The organism is Bradyrhizobium canariense (assembly GCF_900105125.1).
Taxonomy (GTDB): domain Bacteria; phylum Pseudomonadota; class Alphaproteobacteria; order Rhizobiales; family Xanthobacteraceae; genus Bradyrhizobium; species Bradyrhizobium canariense_A.
On sequence record NZ_LT629750.1, the window covers coordinates 4,646,608 to 4,666,804 of the forward strand.

A 20,197-nucleotide genomic window follows, 5' to 3' on the forward strand; every position below is an offset into this window, starting at 1 on the left:
CTTAATTCTTGAATTTAATAGGAAATTCGCTGTCGCTTGCGCGCGCGCAAAGCGTTAGATTTTGTGACGGAGTGAGACGCAAGAGCATGATCCGGAAAAGCGGGAACCGGTTTTCCGACAAGATCATGCTCAAACAGACAGATGAGATCGCGATCCGATCGGATCATGATCTGAGGAGCAAGCAGCAATGCTGCACGACTGGGGCGTGATCGCGGCCGCATTCGGCTACATCGGGTTCCTGTTTTTCGTGGCCAGCCGCGGCGATCGCCTGTCGGTGGCGCAGCGCGGGCGCGCCGGCGCGCTGATCTATCCGCTGTCGCTGGCGATCTATTGCACCTCCTGGACGTTTTTCGGCTCGGTCGGATTCGCCACCCGCACCAGCGTTGACTTCCTCGCGATCTATGTCGGCCCGATCCTGATGATCGCCTGCTGCACGCCGCTGCTTCGCCGGGTAATTCAGCTCGCCAAATCGCAGAACATCACCTCGATCGCCGATTTTATCGGCGCCCGTTACGGCAAAAGCCAGGCGGTCGCCGCCACCGTCGCGTTGATCGCGATCATCGGATCGGTTCCCTATATCGCGCTCCAGCTCAAGGCCGTGGCGTCATCGCTGGAGACGATCCTCAGCGAAGACGAGGCCTTCTCCAAAATTCCGATCATCGGCGATATCGCGTTGATGGTGACGTTCGCGATGGCGACATTCGCAGTGCTGTTCGGCACCCGCCAGACCGACGCGACGGAGCATCAGCATGGCCTGATGCTTGCAGTCGCGACCGAATCCATCGTGAAACTGGTGGCCTTTCTCGCCGCCGGCGCGTTCGTCACCTTCTGGATGTTCAATCCGGTCGAATTGATCGAGCGCGCGATGAAGACGCCGGAAGCGGTGCGCGCCATCGACTACGTGCCGTCGATCGGCAACTTCCTCACCATGGTGCTGCTGTCGTTTTGCGCGATCCTGATGTTGCCGCGGCAGTTCCACGTCAGCGTGGTCGAGAACTCGGGCGACGCCGAGGTCGGGCGGGCGCGCTGGCTGTTTCCGCTGTATCTGGTTGCCATCAACCTGTTCGTGATCCCGATCGCGCTCGCCGGTCTGGTGATCTTCCCGTTCGGCGCCGTCGACAGCGACATGTATGTGCTGGCGCTGCCGATGGAGGGCAACGCGCCGCTGTTGAGCGTCGGTGTCTTTATCGGAGGCCTGTCAGCCGCAACCGCCATGGTGATGGTCGAATGCGTCGCGCTGTCGATCATGGTCTCGAACGATATTGTCCTGCCCTGGGTGCTTCAGCGCAGCGGCGAGGCGCGCGGCACGCAGAAGGACTTTGGCGACTTCCTGCTCAGGATCCGCCGCTTCGCGATCTTCGCCATCATGGCGATGGCCTATTTCTATTATCGCGCGCTCGGCAATGCCCAACTGGCGGCGATCGGTCTGCTGTCCTTTGCCGCCATCGCGCAACTCGCTCCGGCCTTCTTCGGCGGCCTGTTCTGGCGGCGCTCGACCGCGGCTGGCGCCATGGGAGGCATGCTGGTCGGTATCGCCGTGTGGATCTACACGCTGTTTCTTCCGAGCTTTCTGGAAGGCAATACCGCCGGCCTGCTGCTGCTCCAGCACGGTCCGTTCGGCATCGAGGCGCTTCGCCCGCAAGCGCTGTTCGGCGCCGATTTGCCGCCGCTTCTACACGGCGCGCTGTGGAGCCTGTCGCTCAACATCCTGACCTACATCGTGCTGTCGCTCGCGCGTCAACCATCCTCGATCGAGCTTGTGCAGGCAGACCTGTTCATACCAAAAGCGTTGGCGCCGATCACACCAACATTCCGGCGCTGGCGCTCCACGGTTACCGTGCAGGACATTCAGGGGACGGTGGCGCAGTATTTGGGCCCCGACCGGGCCCAAGATGCCTTCGAGGCCTTTGCGGCCACCACCCTCGAACCAACCGCGCCGGCCGACTTTGAACTGCTGCAGCACGCCGAGTATCTGATCGCTTCCTCGATCGGAGCCGCCTCCTCGCGCCTGGTGATGTCGCTTTTGTTGCGCAAGCGCACCGTTTCCGCCAAGGCAGCGCTCAAGCTGCTCGACGACGCTCACGCCGCGCTGCATTTCAATCGTGAGATCCTTCAGACCGCCTTGAATCACGTGCGGCAAGGAATCGCCGTGTTCGACGCCGACTTGCAGCTGATCTGCTCGAACCGGCAGTTCGGCGAAATTCTCGCCCTGCCGCCCCATCTCGTGCAACTCGGGATCCCCTTGCGCGAAATCCTCGAATTCATGGGGGCCATCAACCCTTCCGGGTTCGGCGACGACAGCGCCGTGGTCGAGAGGCGCCTCGCCGCCTACACGTCCCTGGGCGAGCCATATCTGGAGCGACTTCCGGATCGTCATCTGGTAATCGAGGTGCGCGCCAACCGGATGCCGGGCGGCGGCCTAGTCATCACCTTTACCGACGTCACCCCCTCGTTTGAGGCGGCCGAAGCGCTGGAACGCGCCAACGCCACGCTGGAAAAGCGCGTGCGCGATCGCACCGAAGAACTGACGCGCCTGAATTCCGAGCTCGCTTTGGCCAAAAGCGCCGCCGAGGACGCCAGCATCTCGAAAACGCGCTTTCTGGCGGCCGCAAGCCACGACATCTTGCAGCCGTTGAATGCGGCCCGGCTCTATGTGACGAGCCTCGTCGAGCGCCAAAGCGGCGGCGAGGATTCCCGGCTGGTCGAAAACATCGACGATTCGCTTGAGGCGATCGAGGAAATCCTCGGCGCGCTGCTGGATATCTCCCGGCTCGACGCCGGCGCCATGACGACGTCGATCACAAGCTTCAAGATCGGCGACCTGATGCGTTCGCTCGAAATTGAATTTGCCCCGATCGCCCGGGCCAAGGGGCTGAAGCTGACCTTTGTGCCGAGTTCGCTGCCGGTGGAATCCGATCGGCTGCTGCTGCGGCGGCTGTTGCAGAATCTGATCTCCAACGCCATCAAATACACGCCTCGCGGACGCGTATTAGTGGGCTGCCGGCGTCACGGTCAATCGCTGCAGATCTGCATTTACGATACCGGGGTCGGCATTCCCATTCTCAAGCGCGGCGAGATTTTCAAGGAGTTTCATCGGCTGGAGCAGGGCGCGCGGATTGCCCGCGGCCTGGGGCTCGGACTATCGATTGTCGAACGCCTCGCCCGCGTCCTCAACCACGGCATCGCGCTCGACTCCAATATCAGTGGCGGCTCGTTTTTCTCGGTGATGGTACCCACCGCCAACGCCATCAACCACACCGCGGCAGTCACCAGCGCCACGCCGCTGTCCAGAACCCCGATGAGCGGCGCCCTCATCGTTTGCATCGAAAATGATGCGGCGATCCTGGACGGCATGCGAACGCTGCTGACGGCCTGGAACGCCAAAGTCATTGCCGTGGCCGATCCCGATGCCGCGATCGATGCGATCGAGACCGCGGGCGGACAGGTCACCGGTCTTCTGGTGGATTATCACCTGGACCGCGGCAACGGCCTCGCTGCGATCCGTGACATTCGCCGCCGCTTCGGCGATGGCCTCCCGGCGATCCTGATCACGGCGGATCGCAGTCCGCATGTCAGGGCGGCTGCGCGGGAAGAACAGATCGCGGTGTTGAACAAGCCGGTCAAGCCGGCATCACTGCGAGCCCTGATCGGTCAGTGGCGCGCCCAACAGACGGTGGCGGCGGCGGAATAAGATCTATTTCAGTTCGCGCATATTCTGATCGCAAAACCGGTATCCGCTTTTGCGGAATACGCGCTATTGCGGTGACGGCGTATCCTGCCGCCACTGGCCGCCGGCGATCTTGGCCGCGGCGATCACGGCCTGGGTGCGGCTTTCGACACCGAGCTTTTGCAGGATCGCGGAGACATGCGCCTTGATTGTCGCCTCCGACACGCCAAGCTCATAGGCGATCTGCTTGTTGAGCAGTCCTTCCGACAGCATCATCAGCACGCGCACCTGCTGCGGGGTGAGCGTCACCAGCCGGTCGCGCAGCCGGGTCATATCCGGGTCCGCGGCGGCAGACAGGTCCGTGTCCGGCGGCACCCAGACATCGCCGTCCATCACCTTTACGATGGCGTCGCGCAATGTCTCGACGCCGAACCGCTTGGGAATGAATCCCGAGGCGCCGAAATCCAGTGACCTGCGGATCGTGCTGCCGTCGTCGCTGGCCGATACGATCACCACGGGGATCGCCGGATATTGCGCGCGCAGGTAAATCAGCCCCGAAAAGCCACTGATTCCCGGCATCGACAGATCCAGCAAAACCATATCGACGTCGGAGTCCTGCTCCAGCAGCGAGGTCAGTTCCTCAAACGATCCCGCTTCGTCGATCTTTGCCGTGCTCACGACACTTGCGACCGCCTGCCGCAACGCATCGCGGAACAAGGGATGGTCATCGGCAATAATGAGGCGGGTGCTGGCAGTCATTTATTATTTCTTGCAACACGGTTGGGGTAAATCCGCAACCGCTCCCTGACGTTTTGCCGCGCGGATCGCCTTGGTGCAATTGTCCTCTGACGGGCGGTCGCATGCAAGCGCACAATGTTGCCTCGCGGCAAAGCGGTTAATCCACCGCTGTTTGTGCGCTGCAATACACGGGGTCCGGGAGAACCGTTGATGCGCGGAAATGCGTATCGCTTCCCAAGAATGTCGTGCAAAGCGCCGAAAGTCTTATTTGGTCAGGTTTCACAGCGATGTTACCGTGGCAAAACGCCCCAGGTTAATCCGGCGAAGACCGGCGAACGGACGAGGGGGCATCAATAATTTCGGGGAGTGGACAATGACAATGGCAGCAACGGCGGACCGTGGCGTCCGCTCCGGAGGAATGACAGGTGAAGAGCGAAAAGTCATTTTCGCCTCATCGCTGGGTACCGTGTTCGAATGGTACGACTTCTACATCTACGGAACGCTCGGCGTGTTCCTGGCGAAGTACTTTTTTGCCAATGTGCCGCCGAATGTCGGCTTCATTTTTGCGCTGCTCGCCTTCGCCGCGGGCTTCGCCGTCCGACCGTTCGGCGCGCTGATCTTCGGCCGCCTCGGCGATCTCGTCGGACGCAAATACACCTTCCTGGTCACAATGACCCTGATGGGCATCGGCACCTTCTTCATCGGTCTGTTGCCTGGTTATGGCAGCTGGGGAATTGCCGCGCCGGTTGTCTTGATCGCGCTGCGATTGGTGCAGGGCCTTGCGCTCGGCGGTGAGTATGGCGGCGCCGCGATTTACGTCGCCGAGCATGCGCCGGCCAACAAGCGCGGCTACTACACGTCATGGATTCAGACCACTGCGACGCTGGGCCTGTTCATGGCACTGCTCCTCGTCCTGGGCATTCGCAGCTGGATGGGCGAAGCCGCGTTCGGCGATTGGGGATGGCGCATCCCGTTCCTGCTGTCGGGTATCCTGCTTGCGGTGTCGATCTGGATTCGCTTGAGCCTGAATGAATCGCCCGTCTTCCAGAAAATGAAGGAAGAAGGCACCACTTCGAAGCGTCCACTGAGCGAGGCGTTCGGCCAATGGGACAACGCCAAGATCGCGATCCTGGCATTGCTCGGCGCGACCGCGGGCGAAGCCGTGGTGTGGTACGGCGGACAGTTCTATGCACTGTTCTTCCTGACCCAAACCATCAAGGTGCCAGCCATCGATGCGCAGATCATGATCGTGATCGCGCTGGCGCTCGGCACGCCAGGCTTCGTCATCTTCGGCTGGCTCTCGGACAAGATCGGTCGCAAGCCAATCATCCTCACCGGCTTCCTGCTGGCCGCGTTGACGTACTTCCCTATTTTCAAGGCAATTACTCACTTCGCCAACCCGAAGCTCGAGACGGCGTTGTCAGCTTCACCGGTTACCGTGATCGCCGACCCCGCTGAATGCTCGTTCCAGTTCAAGGCGACGGGCACGGAAAAATTCACCACGAGCTGCGACGTGGCCAAATCCGGACTCGTCAATCTTTCAGTGAACTACAACAATGAAACGGCGCCGGCCGGGACCAAAGCCAAGGTGAAGATCGGCGACCAGACGCTGGCCGCCGACAGCGCGGATTTCGCCAAGGCACTGCCCGCGGCCATCAAGGCCCACGGCTACCCTGCTTCTGCGGATCAAGCCGAGATAAACTACGTCATGACGACAGTGATGCTTTGGATTCTGGTGATCTACGTGACGCTGGTCTATGCGCCGATCGCCGCATGGCTGGTCGAACTGTTCCCGAGCCGCATTCGCTACAGTGGGGTGTCGTTGCCCTACCACATCGGCAACGGCTGGTTTGGCGGCTTCCTGCCGGCGACTGTGTTCGCGATCGCGGCAGCGACCGGAAACATCTATTCCGGCCTGTGGTATCCGGTCGGAATCGCGATCATGAGCCTGATCGTTGGCTTCCTGTTCCTGCCGGAAACCAAGGACGTCGACATCACCAAGACCTGAGATTGATTCGGCGGCGACGAGCCGCCCTCTATCCCTCCCGGCCGCGGCGCGATCCGCGGCCGGTTTTTCTTAGCTAACGCTTCCCATGAACTGGAGCACGACCTCGCGCCGATGTGGGCGCACGCGATGCTCAATCAGGTAAATCGCCTGCCAGGTGCCCAATGCAAGCTCGCCTTTCAGGACCGGGATGTGCAGCGAGGTTGCCGTCAGCATGGTCTTGACGTGCGCCGGCATGTCATCAGGGCCTTCGGTATCGTGGCTCCATCCGGCGTCCTCGGGCGCGTGCCGGTCAAGCGCCGTCATCAGGTCGTCGAGCACTGACGGATCGGCGTTTTCCTGAATGGTGAGCGACGCCGAGGTGTGGCGAATAAACAGCGTCACCGCCCCTTCCCTCGCCTTCGCCTCCTTCACAAATTTCGCGACCTCGGCGGTAAGATCGACGAAGCCGGCCCCGGACGTTTGAATCGTCAGCAGCGAGGTCGCGATGGTGGCCGCAGTGACGCTCGATGGGGCGCTGTGGGATATCAGGTTCATGGAATAACCTTTGTAGGGTCGGCAAAGCCGCTCTTCGCGCCCCGCTCACCCCAATACAAGCGACGGGCTGTTGATGGGAACGCTTCGCTTCCCCCACTCATGGAGTCATCGCGCGAGCCTGCGTCAAATCCCGCCGCTGACATCTTTCTGCATGCGATTGGCCATGTCGACCAAACGTCGCCAGGCTTGTTCCAGAACCGACATCATCCGGTCCATGTCGCGGTCGCTCGGCAACGGAATTTCGATTTTGCGCGCGCCGTCGGCCACATCAGGTTCAGGCTTTTTCAGCGAGTCCGATTTCGGCAGCGGTTCATCGATCTTGCCGGGAACCGTCGGCTCACGCTCCGCCAATTGTGTTTTGAGTTTTTCATTTTCGGCCTGCAGCCGGCCGATTTCGTCGTCGAGCGCCGCGCGTTCGTCAGGCACGGTGTAGCAGGCCCAGCCGGTGCCGTTGTCGGCGCAATTTGACACCGCGCCGGTCCGGGTATCGAGCCTGATCACGCCATCGGCGACCGGTGACAGAACATAGCGGCCATTCTCGGCATCGGGTATCGCCTGCCCTGCCACGCTGCCGCCGACGCCAAAAATCGTCACCGCGGCGACGGCGAATATGAAAAATTTCGGAGGTGACGCTGCTGTCAGCATGGGATTGCTCCGCCTCAAGACTGCAACTGCTTCCTTATACCTGGCGTTTCCGGGCTAAGTGGGTAGCGCGGAGGGACGCGTCAGAACACAACACTACACCTGCGAACGATAGGGCGCTCGCCCTGATTTCAACGCATCCGCGAGCAGTTCGATCCGATCCTGACCCCAGAATACCTCGCCATCGAGCACATAGACCGGCGAACCAAACACGTCGGCCGCAAGGGCATCCTGACGGTTCTGCTCATAGGCCGCGCTGATCTCTTCCGAACCGGAACGCTCGACCAATTGCTTGCCGGGAAGTCCGCAATCATCGGCCAGCTTGGTCAGCGTCGCCGGATCGGCCAGACTGAGCTGGTCTTCCCAAACGGCCGCGAAAGCCCGCCGCAGGAACCGATCGGGATCGTGACCAGCCTCGATCGCCGCAATCACGACGCCATCGGCCAGCCGTGCATTGAATGGCCAATTCGCCGGCTGAAGATGAAATTTCAAGCCGCGCTTGTCACGCCAGCGTTGCAATTCGACCATTCGGTAGCGCTGCCGCACCGGATGGCGCTTGAGCAACGGCAGCCCGCCGGTTTCGGAAAACAGGTCGACCAGCACCACCGGCTTGTGATTCACCTCGAGATCGTGTGCCGCGACGACATCCCGGAAAAATTTGTGTCCGATATAGGCCCACGGAGATTGAAGTGAAAAATAGTAGTCGACCCGACGCGGCATGCGGCTCCCCGGCATAGGTACACTGGCGACCATCCCAACAGACCCGCCACGGCGATGCAAGATCGATCATTGCGACGCCGGAAGCCTGATCGGCTGTCTTATTCCAGCCGCATTGAGGCGTCTGAGACGCGCCGTCCGAACCACATCCGCCGCAACAACCGGTCCTTCCTGACAAACTGGTAATAGAGCGCAGCAGCGACGTGCAGCGAGCTAAGGCCAGCGAGGATCAGTGCGAGATAGAAGTGCGCCACGAAGGTGGGATAAATCGCAAAACTCGGCGGCAGCGGCTCGCCCGATCGCTGAAACACGATCCTGTTGAGGCCCGCCAGGATCCCGGTCGCATAGCCGGACGCGACCATCAGGAAGATCACACCATAGAATCCGTAATGGGCAGCCGGCGCGAGACGGTCGAGCAGGCGATTGCCCGTCGTCGCATCGGCCGGTTTCGATGTCCATGCCCGGACAACGAGGCGAACGGCCATCAGTGCGAGGATCAGCATTCCCACGGACATATGGACCAGGAGAATGCCGATCTTCTGCGGATCAACGTTGGGCATCGCCGCAAGCACGAAGAAGCCGATGCCCAACATCGCAATGATCAGAATGGCGAGCAGCCAGTGCAGCGCCACCAGCAACGGGTGAAATCGCGATACCAGCATGATCTTCATGGCAGGCCCGCTGCCACCCGCTCCAGACCGGCAACGTATTTCTGCCAGCCGTAAGTAGCGCCCTGATAGTTCCTGGTATCTTGCGGACGGAAGCCCGACTGTTCCATGCGCACATGGGTACCAGCTTCAGTGCGCGTCAGTGTCCAGGTCACAACCGTCTTGATTCCCGTCGCCGCCTCATCGCCCGAGGCATTCCAGCTGTAGGACAGCCGCTGATTGGGCTCGACGACAAGGACTTCGCAGTCGACCACGCCGTTCCAATGCGGCATCGGGCTGCTGCGCAGGTTGAACCGATGGCCGACCACCGGCTCAAAATCGTTCTGCATCAACCACTCTTCGATCAGCGGACCTTGCGTGAGTGCGCGCCAGATCTTTTCCGGCGGATGCGGCATCACGCGTTCGACAAGCAAAGTACATGTGGCGGCGTCGGTCATTGATCCATCCTGTTCAGTAGCGTTTCAAGACGATCGAACCTGTCGCGCCAGAAGACGCCATACAGGCTCATCCAGTCGATCAGGGGCGCGAGGCCTTGAAGCTCCGCGCTGTAATGGGTCTGTCGTCCCTCATGGCGGTCGCGCACCAGTCCCGCGAGCTTCAACACCGCCAGATGTTTCGACACCGCGGGTTGCGAGACGCCGGAATACTCCGTCAACACGCGCACCGTCTGTTCGCCGTCGCGCGCGAGCCGCTCGAAAAGCGACCGCCGGGTCGGATCGGCAAGGGTTCGAAAGATCAGGTCCGGGGCGCTGTGCATAAATTCCCATAACCCAATGGTTATGGATTGGTCAAGACGAATTTGCGGAATCGCGCACACCCTTCGGCAATCATGTCTGTGGCTGCTGCAGCGCGGCGATTGCTCCACAGACGGTTCGTGACAGGCACGATAAATCGAGCTAAATCAAAGAGCTAACTGGTTACGACGCAATCTTGACTTGGTTGGAGGCGGTAAGTATGGTCCGCGCGGCTTTTGAGGGTGACGGGGCGTCATTTCCATCAACGCGGCATCGTTTCGGGTCTCTACAGCATGGCTGAAGGCACGGACGAGAGCGGAAACGGAAATCGCGACACATCGTCGTCCGATGAAGCTGCGCTTTCCGCAAGGCTCGGAAGTCTGGATCATCGGTTGTCCGAAATTCGAGGCAGCCGCAAAACCAGGACTGACCAACCCGGATCAGAAGGCGGAGGCGGAGCTGCCAGAGCCTCGGCAATGGCGCTTGGTTTCCGGCTTTCTTCGGAGTTGATTGCCGGCGTTATTGTCGGGGCGTTGCTTGGCTGGGGTCTCGACCACTTGCTGTCGACCTCACCTTGGGGGCTTATCGTGTTTGTTCTGCTCGGCTTTACCGCCGGCGTGGTCAACGTGGTGAGATCGGCAGGCGCGGTTCCGGACCGCACCGGCCGTTAAGACGGAAAGCCGGACCGATTGATTGCAGAGCGTCGGCGTGGCCGGCGGTACCTTAGAGATGCCACGCGGATGATCGATCCGATCGAACAGTTCAACATCGAAAAGATCTTCACGATCGGCCACATCGGCCATCAGGAGATCGCCTTCACCAATTCATCCGCCTACATGTTCGGTTCCGTGGCGTTGATTTCACTGCTGATGATCGGCGGCGTCGCCGGACGGCAGATGGTGCCGGGGCGCATCCAATCGATGGCAGAGCTGAGCTACGAATTCGTGGCCAACACCATCAGATCGACGGCCGGCAAGGAAGGGATGAAATTCTTTCCGTTCGTGTTTTCGATCTTCATGCTGCTGACCGTTTCCAACATGGTCGGCGTTATTCCCTATTCGTTTACGATTTCGAGCCACCTCATCGTCACGGCGGCGCTGGCCGTCCTGGTGTTCCTCACCGTGCTGGTCTACGGCTTCTACAAGAACGGCCTGAAATTTTTCAAGCTGTTCGTGCCGAGCGGCATTCCGATCTTCATCCTGCCGCTGGTCGTATTCATCGAGGTGTTCTCGTTTTTCCTGCGGCCGATCTCGCACTCGGTGCGTCTATTCGCGAACATGCTCGCGGGCCACATCGCGCTCGCGGTCTTCGCGAGCTTCATTCCGCTGCTGGCGGGCCTCGGCATCGCCGGCTACTTCGGCGCCGTGCTGCCGCTCGGCATGGTGATCGCGCTGACCGCGCTCGAGTTGCTGGTCGCGTTCCTTCAGGCCTACGTCTTCACCATCCTCACCTGCATCTATATCAACGATGCTATCCATCCGGGCCACTGATCCGGCCCGTCTCACCAAACCTCAACAAGGAGTTCGTTTCATGGATCCGATTGCCGCAAAGTACATTGGCGCTGGTATTGCCTGCATTGGCATGGGTGGCGCAGGCGCAGGCGTGGGCATCATCTTCGGCAACTATCTCGCCGCTGCGGTGCGCAATCCTTCGGCAGCCCAGGGCCAGTTCGGCAACCTGATTTTCGGCTTCGCCGTGACCGAAGCGCTCGGCATCTTCTCGCTACTGATCGCGCTCCTGCTCTTGTTCGCGCTCTGAGACTTGCCTGCGCGTATTCTCTTACGGAATACGCGCTAAGCCGAACAGGAGAAGCCGGTGGCTGAGAGTCATGGCGACGCCAAGGGCACGACCGCCCATACCGAAGCCCACGAGCGTGCGTTTCCGCCGTTCCAGAAGGACACCTTTGCTTCGCAACTGGTGTCGCTGGCGATTGCGTTCGTCGCACTTTATCTGATCGTGTCGCGGATCGCGCTGCCACGTGTCGGCAGCGTAATCGACGAACGTCAGAGCAGGATCGACGGCGATCTGGCCGATGCGCAAAAGCTGAGGGACCAGTCCGATGCTGCGCTGAAAGCCTATGAGAGCGAGCTCGCCTCCGCGCGTTCCCGGGCGCAGGCGATCGGCGCGGAGACCCGCGAAAAACTCAACGCGGCATCCGAGGCCGAGCGCAAGTCTCTGGAAGAAAAGCTGTCGCTCAAGTTGGCCGAGGCAGAGAAAACCATTGCCTCGACGCGTGAGGCCGCGATGAGCAATGTCCGCGGCATCGCCGCGGATGCGGCTTCGGCCATTGTGCAGCGGCTCGCCGGCGTGCAGCCCGACGCCCGGTCCGTGAACAGCGCTGTCGACGCGTCCTTGAAGGGATAAGTTAGATGTTCGCTGAACCGGAATTTTGGGTCGCCGTCGCTTTCGTCATCCTGATGATCGTGTTCGTTTATGTCGGCGTCCACCGCACGGTGCTGACGGCACTGGATCATCGCCGCGACCGCATCAAGGCCGAGCTCGACGACGCCCGCCGCCTCAAGGACGAGGCTGCCAAGCTGCTCGCCGACTACAAGGCACGCCATGTCAGCGCCGAGCGCGAGGCGCAGGACATCATCACGTCGGCAAAAGCCGAGGCTGAACGGATCGCGGCCGAGGCCAAGATCAAAATGGAAGATTTCGTTGCCCGGCGCACCAAGACCGCCGAGGGCAAGATCGCGCTGGCCGAAGCGCAGGCGATCGCCGACGTCCGCTCGGCGGCAGCCAGCGCCGCGGTTGCCGCGGCCTCCAGCATCCTGTCGCAATCGGTAAAAGGCCAGGTCGCCGACGACCTGCTGGCCAAGGGCATTGCCGAAGTTCGCCAAAAGCTGAACTGAAAACACCGATACCGATAGAAAAGCCGGTGCGATCACCTCGCGCCGGCTTTTGTTTTGGCGTCACGCTCCGCAAAAGCGGCCCGTGTCCGATCTTCCAAAGCGCTCGCGATTGAACCGAAAAGCCGCGGGCGCGCCGGATACCGGCTTCGCGCGTCACGGCTTTGCACGTGTCCGGCGACACGCGCCAAACAGAGGGCGCAGCCTATTTCTTCTTTTTCGGTGCCCGCGCCTTCGGCTCCGGCGCCAACGCCTGCGGATCGAAGCCGATATAGAAGATGTAGGAATCACCGACAGCTCCCACCGGCGCCGGATACACCAGATCCTCCGCGACCAGCGTAAACGGCACCGAGCCGTCTTCCGACATTTCCACCGTCGTCCGATAGGCCTTGGTGGCAATCGTCCTCTCGTTCACGCCGCCCTGGACCACGGCGACGCGCATCGGGATTTCGACGGTCGCCGGCGCTCCAGCGGGACCTGCGATGACGCGGCCCTGAATACCGATCCGCGCCGTGATATCGCCGCCGGTTCGCGTACAATCGCGCGCGGTGCGGGTGATCGACGCCTGAAAGCGCAAATCAGCTCCGGTGGCCTCCTTGCCCGGTAACCCCACCGCATAGGTGGATGCTCCGGCACGGATGCTGACCGGCGGGCAGTTCAGGTCGGGCTGATCCACGGGTGGCACAGCCGGCGGTGCATCCTGGGCCGGCTGATCGGACTTGCCGCCAAACAGGCTCTTGAAGCGATCCGTCAGCGACTGCGCCGACGCGGGCGAGCTCAGCATGCCGCATGTCAGGCCAATCATGATCACGGAAAGCATCGCGACGCCGCGCGTCCGGCCCGGCCGGACCGCCGTTACGAGCACAGGCTTGTTACCCATCCAACATCCCCGGATTGTCATGCCATCTTTACCCGCATCGCCGCCTTATAACAAAGCAATGGCGGCGATCCCAAGGCGCATATCAAGGCACATCTTGAGCCGCATATTGAGGCGCATATCATCGGTTCAAACCGGGCTTAGCCCCGGAAATCCTCGTGCAGCAGGCCGAACAGCAGGTGGTCCTGCCAGACGCCGTTGATGCAAAGATAGCGCCGCGCCAGGCCCTCGCGGCTGAAGCCGCATTTCTCCAGCACCCGGATCGACGGTGCATTGGAGGGAATGCAGGCCGCCTCGATGCGGTGAAGGTTGAGTTCGCCGAACAGCGACGGCAGCAGCACGCGCAGCGCCGCCGTCATGTAGCCGCGATGCGCGTGGGGCTGCCCGACCCAGTATCCGATGGTGCCGGCCTGCACGATGCCGCGGCGGACATTCGCCAGCGTGACGCCGCCGATCATCGCACCGTCGGATTCGCGGAATACGATAAAGGGGTAGGACCGGTCAGCAGCGACGTCCTCGGCATAGCGGCGCAACCGCCGCCGGAAACCTGAGCGGGTCAGATCGTCGGACGGCCAGATCGGCTCCCACGGCGTCAGGTAATTCCGGCTCGATTCGCGCAAATGCGCCCATTGCAGAAAATCGGACATCTGCGGCGCGCGCAGCAGCAGGCCGTGGCCGCGTGGCGCGAGCGTGGCCGTTCCGCTGGATGGCAAACGAAACAACGCCATGGGCGTTACTCCCGGGTATCCGACTTCGGCCGCCGTGCACCAGCCTTCAATGCAGGCGCTCCTTGGCCTTCGACTTGGTCAATCCTTCCGCGAAAGACACCGCCGTGTCCAGACCCCTGCCGCTGCCAAGTGCAACAACAGCCGGACGGCTGCGCGACAACAGGCCGCGCGCGGCGTTCCGCGTCGATTCCACGCTCACCGCGTCGATCCGGGCCACCAGCTCTTCCACGGTCAGAGGGCGGCCATAGGCCAGAACGTGGCGCGCCAGCTGTTCGGCGCGGGAGCTGCAGCTTTCCAGCGCCATCAACAACCCGGCCTTCATCTGCGCCTTGGCGCGCGCGATTTCCGCTTCGGTCAAGGTCTCGACGGCATCGTTGATGACGTCGACGATCACCTCCATCATTTCCGGCGCATCGGCAGGGTCGGTCCCGGTATAGAGCCCGAAAAAGCCGGTGTCGGTGTAGGGCGCGTGGAACGTATAGATCGAATAGCAAAGCCCGCGTTTCTCGCGCACTTCCTGGAACAGCCGTGACGACATCCCGCCGCCGAGCGTGTTGGTGAACACCTGCAGGGAGAACAGCGACAGGTCGTTTTGCGGCACGCCTTCCAGCGCCAGCGTCAGATGCGCCTGCTCGAGCTCGCGATGCACCACGCGGGAGCCGCCCTTGCCGAACATCGCGGGTTGCGGCTTTGGTGCGGCCACGGCGTCGAAGCTCGCAAACCGGTTCGTCACTTCCTCGACCACCCGCTTGTGATCGACGGCGCCGGCCGCCGCCACGACCATGTCGGGACCGCGATAGTGCGTCGAAAGGTAGCCGCGCAGCGTGTCGCGGTCGAAGCCCTTCAGGGTTTTTGCCGTCCCCAGCAAGGAGCGTCCCATCGGCTGATCCGGGTAGCAAAGTTCATTGAGATGCTCGAACACCACGTCGTCAGGGGTATCCTGAGCTGCGCCGATCTCCTGCACGATGACGTTCTTCTCGCGTTCCAGCTCGTCCGGCACGAAGGACGGATTGGTAAGAATGTCGGAAAGCACGTCCAGCGCCAGCGCCACGTCCGCCTTCATCACCCGTGCGTAATAGGCCGTGGTCTCGGTCGAAGTGCCGGCATTGAGATCGCCGCCGACCGCCTCGATTTCCTCGACGATCTCGCGCGACGAGCGCCGCGAGGTGCCCTTGAAAGCCATATGTTCGAGCAGATGCGAGATGCCGTGCTCGTTGGGCTTTTCGTCACGGCCGCCGACGCCGGCCCACACCCCGAGCGCCGCGGTTTCGAGATGCGGCATGGTGTCGGTGATGACAGTGAGGCCGGAGGGAAGCTTGGTGACGTCAACGCTCATCCGGCAACTCCTTGCTTCGCGGCGCGGCTGACCGACAGCACGAACCGCTCGACCTCTACCTGGTCGTTCTTCATGACCTTAATGTGCTCCGGCTTTGTCATCAGACCTTCGAGCCAGCCCGGCAATTCCGGACGCACGCCGCAGGCGGCTTCCACCGCATCGGGAAATTTCGCCGCATGCGCGGTCGACAGCACGATATTGGGAATCGTCGAATCCGGCGTGTCGCGATCCGCCACCGCCAGCGCCACGGCGGTATGCGGATCGACCAGGTCGCCCGCCTCGCGCCATGCGGCGCGGATCGCAGCACTGGTTTCGGTCTCATCCGCGCGCCCGGCGTCGAACTCGCTGCGGATCGCCGCCAGCGTCGCATCAGGCAGCACGAAACGTCCGGACTGTTTCAGCGAAGCCATCAACCGGCGGACGCTGGCCGCATCGCGGCCACTTGCCTCGAACAGCAGCCGCTCGAAATTGGAGGAGACCTGAATATCCATCGACGGCGAGGCTGAGGCGTGCACCTCGCGCACCTCATAGATGCCGGTCTTGAGCGTGCGCGGCAGGATGTCGTTGACGTTGGCGGCAATGCGCAGCCAGCGCACCGGCAAGCCCATCCGCTTGGCGACGTAGCCCGCAAAGATATCGCCGAAATTTCCCGTCGGTACCGTGAAATCCACCGTCCGCGTCGGCGCCCCAAGCGCGACCGCCGAGGTGAAATAATACACCACCTGGGCAACGATCCGCGCCCAGTTGATCGAATTGACGCCGGACAGCGAAACCGCGTCGCGGAACGCATGATGATTGAACAATCCCTTCACGATCGCCTGGCAATCATCGAAAGTGCCTTCGATCGCCAATGCGTGGACGTTGCCGGCGCCTGTCGTCGTCATCATGCGCCGCTGCACGTCGGAGATCCGGCCATGCGGGAACAGCACGATCAGATCGACATTGTCGAGATTCGCAAATGCTTCGACCGCGGCGCCACCGGTATCGCCTGAGGTTGCGACCACGATGGTGGTGCGCTGCGCACGCTTGGCGAGCACGTGATCCATCAGCCGCGAAATCAGCTGCATCGCCACGTCCTTGAACGCCAGCGTCGGGCCGTGAAACAGCTCAAGCACGAATTGATTCGGACCGGTCTGATCGATCGGGACGACGGCGGGATGGCGGAACGTGGCGTAGGCCTCGTTGGCCATGCGGCCGAGGTCGGCGTCGGAGATCTCTTCGCCGACGAACGGCCTGATAACGTCGACCGCAACCTCCCAATAGGGCCGGCCGAAAAATCCGGCGATGGTTGCCGGCGAAAGCTGCGGCCACACTTCAGGCACGTAGAGGCCGCCGTCGCGGGCAAGCCCGGTCAGCATCACGTCACAGAAACCTAGGACCGGAGCTTCCCCCCGGGTCGAAATGTACCGCGTCAAACCGCCCTCCAAAGGCCCGGATTCCAGCCAAGCCTTTGATATTGATAGATGATCTTCGCCGCTCATCGGCGAAATCGAGCGGCACCATAGAAGATCAAGGCGTCAAAGGGTAGCCCGTAAGACAGGTAAGACGACCGGTCGCGGCCTTCCCCGGGGTACCTGCGGCGCTGTCACGCGGGCTTGAACGCCGCGATGACCCCGGCGGTCGTCACGATGCGGGCGAACTCGCCATCGAGGTTTGCCAGGGTCATCGCGTGAATGTCCTCAGCCGAGTGCGCGTCACCGTCAGGGCCGATCCGGTCGAATGTCCACGTCGCATCGCGGACCAGGCGGGCGTCAAATCCGAGATTGCCGGCCATCCGGGTGGTGGTTTCAACGCAATGATTTGTCGTCGCACCACAGATCACCAATGTCTTGATATCAGCCGCCCGCAGCTGCCGCTCCAGATCGGTACCGATGAAAGCACTGTTGACCCGCTTCACGATGACGGGCTCTCCCGCCAACTCGCGCGCTTCGTCCTTGACGGGATAGCCGGTCCCACCCGGCAGAAAGGCGGAATTCGGACGGCTGCCCTCGTGACGAATGTGAAAGATCGGTGCTTCGTGACTCCTGAATGCGCTCAAGAGATCGACGATGCGCGCCACGGCCTCGGGATTATTTCGCCGCTTTCCCGCAGCTTCCCATTCGTCAAATGCACGCTGCACGTCGACGACGATCAAGGCGGCGCGGGATGGCGGATGATGGCTCATGGATTTGACTTCCGGGTATCAGCTTTCGGTGCAGATGTGCCATGACGGCGCGCGGCTGGAAATGCCGTTTTTCCCTCGTTTCCAGACTTGTTCAACCACCGAGCGCGTGGTTTTCGCGGCAATGGAAAATACCGTCGGCAAAAAGATCGAACGCCTGATGCTTTCGTGCTGCCGGATCCGCCACCTGACAGGTGCGCGTCCGCGATCTCGCGGCGCGATGCGCCCGAGCTGTGCATGGACCCGTCGCCTCAGGAAATCAGAGGGCGCAGGGCGCCCCTTAAGGAAGGGCGCAGGTGCGACCCTCAAGGGAGGGCGCAGGGCGACCCTCAAGGGAGGGCGCAGGGAAAGCCGGGTGCCCGCTGCACCCGCAGCCTCGCGTGCAAAGTGTAGAAAGCACACGAGCATCGTCACCACAGGTCCACCGGAACACCCGGCCTTCCCTGCGCAATGGTTTTAACGGTTTCCTTCGTGCTCTCCCCGGTGATCGGGCTTGTTGTCACCGTCATCGCGCGGATATCGTGGCCGGGACCCGGTCGGGCCGACCACCTCCGCACGACTTGACGCCGGCGTCGAGGCGTCAGGACCACACGACTTCGCCGTCCGCGCAAGCGCCGTTCGTCAGCATCCCCTGACCGCTCACAGGCCGCTTTCGGCCCGCCCTGCGATTGCGTTTGATGCCCGTCGCTGCCGCGTCCACCGCATCCCGCCCCGCGTCCGTGACGATCGCGATACGCCCCTCCAGTGGGGTGGGATGGCGGGAGTTGTAGATTTGATTTGGGGAAGCGGCGAAGCGGAATTTTTCTGAAAACGAGACTGGACAGGGGGCAAATCACCTGACGGAGCCACCTCGGGGGGTGACGCCGGAAATCCCTGATCCCCCGTCCTCCCCAGCGCCTGAAGGCGTCGGGCTGAGAAGTCGATTGTCGGCCGGTAACGGGCCAATTATATTTGCAACATCAGTCGGGGTCGCGTGTATTGATCAGGGCGTCATGAGGGGGAAATAAATCGAATGTCGAAAATAGCTTCGATTTTGGCTGGCTGCGTGGTGGCCTCGATGTTTTCGCTGGATGCTCAGGCTGTTCCTGGTTCGCCCGCGCGAACCCGAGTCTTGGTATCTGAAGTCGCGGCATCTGAAGTCACGCTGGTTGGTGGTTTTTGTGAGGCTGGCTTTCACCGCAGCCGCTCCAGGGGCGGCTGCGTACCCAATGGCGTTACATATGCAGGACCACAAACCTTCGGCCTGCCCTATGTAGAACCGCCAGTTGTCCGCCTGCCTTATGTCGAAGGGCCGGTTGCTCGCCTGCCGTATGAAGAACTGCCAGTTCGCGTGCCATATGCAGAACTGCCAGTCGTTCGCCTGCCCTATGCAGAACTGCCCCCTGTCCGCCTGCCTTATGTGGACCCGCCGGTTGTTCGCGTGCCGTATGTAGAACTGCCGCCCGTCCGCCTGCCCTATTAGAACCGACGGCGAGACAAGGACTTGCGGCCTACACCCATCGCTCGGTGTTCGGCATATCGACGGTGCCGAACGTCAGCGACGTGATGACCCGTGGTGCGGACGCGCGCGACGATAGCGGTCGCTGGCCGTCCAATGTCTCAGGGCTTGAACTAAGACCGCCGGCGACGAGCACGCCGCGACTTTGGTGAAGGCATCCGCCCGGATTCTCTATCCTGTCCTCCACAGCGCGGACGCGCGTTCATAGGTCTGCCTCCGGAACGATTCTCAGAGAATCGGGAAGCGGCTTGCTGCGAGCAACGTTGCGTTTCGGCAACTTGACATCCCCTCGGGGCACTTTCTTGTAGGGAATACTTGCGAGCAGGTGCGCGATGATATTGAGGCGCGCCCGCCTCTTGTTGTCGGATCGAGCGATAAACCATGGCCCCCACGCGGTGTCGGTCGCCTGGAACATGTCATCACGTGCTCGCGTGTAATCATTCCATCGCGCATACGAATCCAGGTCCATCTGGGACAGCTTCCAGATCTTTCGCTTGTCGTCGATCCGCGCGGTGAGCCGGTTAGTTTGCTCCTCCGGACTCACCTCGAGCCAGTACTTGAGAAGTATAATTCCCGATTCGACCATGGTCTTTTCGACCGAAGGGACTCCGCTCAGAAAATTCTTGGCCTGATCCTCCGTGCAAAAGCCCATGACCCGTTCGACCCCGGCGCGATTGTACCAACTGCGGTCGAAGATCACGATCTCGCCCCCGGAAGGAAGATGCGGCAAGTATCGCTGAACATACATTTGCGACTTCTCGCGCTCCGTCGGGGCGGTCATGGCAACGACGCGGAAAACGCGCGGGCTGACTCGTTCAGTGATGGCCTTGATGACACCACCTTTGCCGGCGCCATCTCGTCCCTCAAAGACCACGCACACCTTCTTGCCCTCACGCTTCACCCATTCCTGAAGCTTGACGAGCTCAACATGCAGCTCGCGCAACTTCTGTTCGTATTCCTTGCGCTTGAGCCTCGGAACGTTGGTCTTGTCGCCCTTTCGATTCTTGTTAGCTATCTGGTCCATACCTCAGTCTCCC

General features: G+C 61.6%; 22 protein-coding genes. 9 read left to right on the forward strand and 13 right to left on the reverse strand.

Annotated elements, in window-relative coordinates; translation table 11 throughout:
• The first annotated feature begins 187 nt into the window (after positions 1-187).
• On the forward strand, positions 188-3,691 hold the full coding sequence (locus BLV09_RS22120) for a PAS domain-containing hybrid sensor histidine kinase/response regulator (RefSeq protein ID WP_146688901.1): 3,504 nt from the start codon (positions 188-190) through the stop codon (positions 3,689-3,691).
• A 63-nt stretch (positions 3,692-3,754) separates the two neighbouring features.
• On the opposite strand, the gene BLV09_RS22125 is transcribed toward BLV09_RS22120, so the two are convergent.
• Positions 3,755-4,426, reverse strand: coding sequence for a response regulator (locus BLV09_RS22125; protein WP_100384464.1), 672 nt, complete (start codon positions 4,424-4,426; stop codon positions 3,755-3,757).
• A 358-nt stretch (positions 4,427-4,784) separates the two neighbouring features.
• Between BLV09_RS22125 and BLV09_RS22130 the strand changes: the two genes are divergently transcribed.
• On the forward strand, positions 4,785-6,413 hold the full coding sequence (locus tag BLV09_RS22130; protein ID WP_349537051.1) for an MFS transporter: 1,629 nt from the start codon (positions 4,785-4,787) through the stop codon (positions 6,411-6,413).
• Between the two features lie 69 nt (positions 6,414-6,482).
• Here BLV09_RS22130 and BLV09_RS22135 read toward each other — a convergent pair whose 3' ends face one another.
• The 6 genes from BLV09_RS22135 to BLV09_RS22160 form a co-directional block, all read right to left on the reverse strand.
• Complete coding sequence (locus BLV09_RS22135) at positions 6,483-6,947, reverse strand: secondary thiamine-phosphate synthase enzyme YjbQ (RefSeq protein ID WP_146688902.1); 465 nt, start codon at positions 6,945-6,947, stop codon at positions 6,483-6,485.
• Between the two features lie 123 nt (positions 6,948-7,070).
• The gene (locus BLV09_RS22140) at positions 7,071-7,592 is read right to left on the reverse strand and encodes a hypothetical protein (protein ID WP_167558852.1); all 522 of its coding nucleotides are present in this window, start codon (positions 7,590-7,592) and stop codon (positions 7,071-7,073) included.
• A 93-nt stretch (positions 7,593-7,685) separates the two neighbouring features.
• On the reverse strand, positions 7,686-8,309 hold the full coding sequence (locus BLV09_RS22145; protein WP_100384466.1) for a 2-hydroxychromene-2-carboxylate isomerase: 624 nt from the start codon (positions 8,307-8,309) through the stop codon (positions 7,686-7,688).
• Between the two features lie 98 nt (positions 8,310-8,407).
• The gene (locus tag BLV09_RS22150) at positions 8,408-8,977 is read right to left on the reverse strand and encodes a cytochrome b (RefSeq protein WP_197684975.1); all 570 of its coding nucleotides are present in this window, start codon (positions 8,975-8,977) and stop codon (positions 8,408-8,410) included.
• Positions 8,974-9,411, reverse strand: coding sequence for an SRPBCC family protein (locus tag BLV09_RS22155; RefSeq protein WP_100384467.1), 438 nt, complete (start codon positions 9,409-9,411; stop codon positions 8,974-8,976). The genes BLV09_RS22150 and BLV09_RS22155 overlap by 4 nt, the downstream gene beginning before the upstream one ends.
• A complete protein-coding gene (locus tag BLV09_RS22160; RefSeq protein WP_100384468.1) occupies positions 9,408-9,731 on the reverse strand; it encodes an ArsR/SmtB family transcription factor in 324 nt (107 codons plus the stop codon). The genes BLV09_RS22155 and BLV09_RS22160 overlap by 4 nt, the downstream gene beginning before the upstream one ends.
• A 270-nt stretch (positions 9,732-10,001) precedes the next feature.
• Here BLV09_RS22160 and BLV09_RS22165 point away from each other — a divergent pair, with 270 nt between their 5' ends.
• From BLV09_RS22165 to BLV09_RS22185, 5 genes are all read left to right on the forward strand, one after another.
• Complete coding sequence (locus BLV09_RS22165) at positions 10,002-10,379, forward strand: AtpZ/AtpI family protein (RefSeq protein ID WP_100384469.1); 378 nt, start codon at positions 10,002-10,004, stop codon at positions 10,377-10,379.
• Positions 10,380-10,448: 69 nt separating this feature from the next.
• Positions 10,449-11,198, forward strand: a complete 750-nt coding sequence (locus tag BLV09_RS22170; protein ID WP_100384470.1) for a F0F1 ATP synthase subunit A — start codon at positions 10,449-10,451, stop codon at positions 11,196-11,198.
• A gap of 40 nt (positions 11,199-11,238) precedes the next feature.
• A complete protein-coding gene (locus BLV09_RS22175; protein ID WP_009796340.1) occupies positions 11,239-11,466 on the forward strand; it encodes a F0F1 ATP synthase subunit C in 228 nt (75 codons plus the stop codon).
• Between the two features lie 57 nt (positions 11,467-11,523).
• Positions 11,524-12,072 (forward strand): F0F1 ATP synthase subunit B', encoded by a 549-nt coding sequence (locus BLV09_RS22180; protein WP_146688903.1) that lies wholly within the window; start codon positions 11,524-11,526, stop codon positions 12,070-12,072.
• 5 nt (positions 12,073-12,077) lie between these two features.
• The gene (locus BLV09_RS22185; protein ID WP_146688904.1) at positions 12,078-12,563 is read left to right on the forward strand and encodes an ATP F0F1 synthase subunit B; all 486 of its coding nucleotides are present in this window, start codon (positions 12,078-12,080) and stop codon (positions 12,561-12,563) included.
• 202 nt (positions 12,564-12,765) lie between these two features.
• Here BLV09_RS22185 and BLV09_RS22190 read toward each other — a convergent pair whose 3' ends face one another.
• The 5 genes from BLV09_RS22190 to BLV09_RS22210 all read right to left on the reverse strand — a co-directional run bounded on the left by BLV09_RS22190 (position 12,766) and on the right by BLV09_RS22210 (position 17,665).
• Positions 12,766-13,380 (reverse strand): hypothetical protein, encoded by a 615-nt coding sequence (locus tag BLV09_RS22190; protein WP_146691237.1) that lies wholly within the window; start codon positions 13,378-13,380, stop codon positions 12,766-12,768.
• A gap of 197 nt (positions 13,381-13,577) precedes the next feature.
• Positions 13,578-14,165, reverse strand: coding sequence for a GNAT family N-acetyltransferase (locus BLV09_RS22195; RefSeq protein ID WP_100384473.1), 588 nt, complete (start codon positions 14,163-14,165; stop codon positions 13,578-13,580).
• Positions 14,166-14,211: 46 nt separating this feature from the next.
• Positions 14,212-15,501 carry a M16 family metallopeptidase gene (locus BLV09_RS22200; RefSeq protein WP_146688905.1) on the reverse strand — a complete coding sequence of 430 codons (1,290 nt, stop codon included), beginning with the start codon at positions 15,499-15,501 and terminating at the stop codon, positions 14,212-14,214.
• Positions 15,498-16,916, reverse strand: coding sequence for a threonine synthase (gene thrC / locus BLV09_RS22205; protein ID WP_167558853.1), 1,419 nt, complete (start codon positions 16,914-16,916; stop codon positions 15,498-15,500). The genes BLV09_RS22200 and thrC overlap by 4 nt, the downstream gene beginning before the upstream one ends.
• Positions 16,917-17,086: 170 nt before the next feature.
• A complete protein-coding gene (locus tag BLV09_RS22210) occupies positions 17,087-17,665 on the reverse strand; it encodes a cysteine hydrolase family protein (RefSeq protein WP_146688906.1) in 579 nt (192 codons plus the stop codon).
• Between BLV09_RS22210 and BLV09_RS22215 the strand changes: the two genes are divergently transcribed.
• Together BLV09_RS22215 and BLV09_RS22220 are read left to right on the forward strand one after the other, a co-directional pair.
• Complete coding sequence (locus BLV09_RS22215) at positions 17,664-18,122, forward strand: hypothetical protein (protein WP_146688907.1); 459 nt, start codon at positions 17,664-17,666, stop codon at positions 18,120-18,122. The genes BLV09_RS22210 and BLV09_RS22215 overlap by 2 nt on opposite strands.
• Before the next feature lie 552 nt (positions 18,123-18,674).
• On the forward strand, positions 18,675-19,124 hold the full coding sequence (locus tag BLV09_RS22220; protein ID WP_146688908.1) for a hypothetical protein: 450 nt from the start codon (positions 18,675-18,677) through the stop codon (positions 19,122-19,124).
• Positions 19,125-19,362: 238 nt separating this feature from the next.
• On the opposite strand, the gene ppk2 is transcribed toward BLV09_RS22220, so the two are convergent.
• Positions 19,363-20,184: a polyphosphate kinase 2 gene (ppk2, locus tag BLV09_RS22225; RefSeq protein ID WP_146688909.1), complete on the reverse strand. Its 822-nt coding sequence runs from the start codon at positions 20,182-20,184 to the stop codon at positions 19,363-19,365.
• Between the last annotated feature and the right edge of the window lie 13 nt (positions 20,185-20,197).

What these genes read in the sequence shown, in the direction of transcription:
- BLV09_RS22120 (WP_146688901.1), top strand. Translation starts at nt 188, where the DNA reads ATGCTGCACGACTGGGGCGTGATCGCGGCCGCATTCGGCTACATCGGG.
- BLV09_RS22125 (WP_100384464.1), bottom strand. Translation starts at nt 4,426, where the DNA reads ATGACTGCCAGCACCCGCCTCATTATTGCCGATGACCATCCCTTGTTC.
- BLV09_RS22130 (WP_349537051.1), top strand. Translation starts at nt 4,785, where the DNA reads ATGGCAGCAACGGCGGACCGTGGCGTCCGCTCCGGAGGAATGACAGGT.
- BLV09_RS22135 (WP_146688902.1), bottom strand. Translation starts at nt 6,947, where the DNA reads ATGAACCTGATATCCCACAGCGCCCCATCGAGCGTCACTGCGGCCACC.
- BLV09_RS22140 (WP_167558852.1), bottom strand. Translation starts at nt 7,592, where the DNA reads ATGCTGACAGCAGCGTCACCTCCGAAATTTTTCATATTCGCCGTCGCC.
- BLV09_RS22145 (WP_100384466.1), bottom strand. Translation starts at nt 8,309, where the DNA reads ATGCCGCGTCGGGTCGACTACTATTTTTCACTTCAATCTCCGTGGGCC.
- BLV09_RS22150 (WP_197684975.1), bottom strand. Translation starts at nt 8,977, where the DNA reads ATGAAGATCATGCTGGTATCGCGATTTCACCCGTTGCTGGTGGCGCTG.
- BLV09_RS22155 (WP_100384467.1), bottom strand. Translation starts at nt 9,411, where the DNA reads ATGACCGACGCCGCCACATGTACTTTGCTTGTCGAACGCGTGATGCCG.
- BLV09_RS22160 (WP_100384468.1), bottom strand. Translation starts at nt 9,731, where the DNA reads ATGCACAGCGCCCCGGACCTGATCTTTCGAACCCTTGCCGATCCGACC.
- BLV09_RS22165 (WP_100384469.1), top strand. Translation starts at nt 10,002, where the DNA reads ATGGCTGAAGGCACGGACGAGAGCGGAAACGGAAATCGCGACACATCG.
- BLV09_RS22170 (WP_100384470.1), top strand. Translation starts at nt 10,449, where the DNA reads ATGATCGATCCGATCGAACAGTTCAACATCGAAAAGATCTTCACGATC.
- BLV09_RS22175 (WP_009796340.1), top strand. Translation starts at nt 11,239, where the DNA reads ATGGATCCGATTGCCGCAAAGTACATTGGCGCTGGTATTGCCTGCATT.
- BLV09_RS22185 (WP_146688904.1), top strand. Translation starts at nt 12,078, where the DNA reads ATGTTCGCTGAACCGGAATTTTGGGTCGCCGTCGCTTTCGTCATCCTG.
- BLV09_RS22190 (WP_146691237.1), bottom strand. Translation starts at nt 13,380, where the DNA reads ATGCTTTCCGTGATCATGATTGGCCTGACATGCGGCATGCTGAGCTCG.
- BLV09_RS22195 (WP_100384473.1), bottom strand. Translation starts at nt 14,165, where the DNA reads ATGGCGTTGTTTCGTTTGCCATCCAGCGGAACGGCCACGCTCGCGCCA.
- BLV09_RS22200 (WP_146688905.1), bottom strand. Translation starts at nt 15,501, where the DNA reads ATGAGCGTTGACGTCACCAAGCTTCCCTCCGGCCTCACTGTCATCACC.
- BLV09_RS22215 (WP_146688907.1), top strand. Translation starts at nt 17,664, where the DNA reads ATGGATTTGACTTCCGGGTATCAGCTTTCGGTGCAGATGTGCCATGAC.
- BLV09_RS22210 (WP_146688906.1), bottom strand. Translation starts at nt 17,665, where the DNA reads ATGAGCCATCATCCGCCATCCCGCGCCGCCTTGATCGTCGTCGACGTG.
- BLV09_RS22220 (WP_146688908.1), top strand. Translation starts at nt 18,675, where the DNA reads ATGTCGAAAATAGCTTCGATTTTGGCTGGCTGCGTGGTGGCCTCGATG.
- ppk2 (WP_146688909.1), bottom strand. Translation starts at nt 20,184, where the DNA reads ATGGACCAGATAGCTAACAAGAATCGAAAGGGCGACAAGACCAACGTT.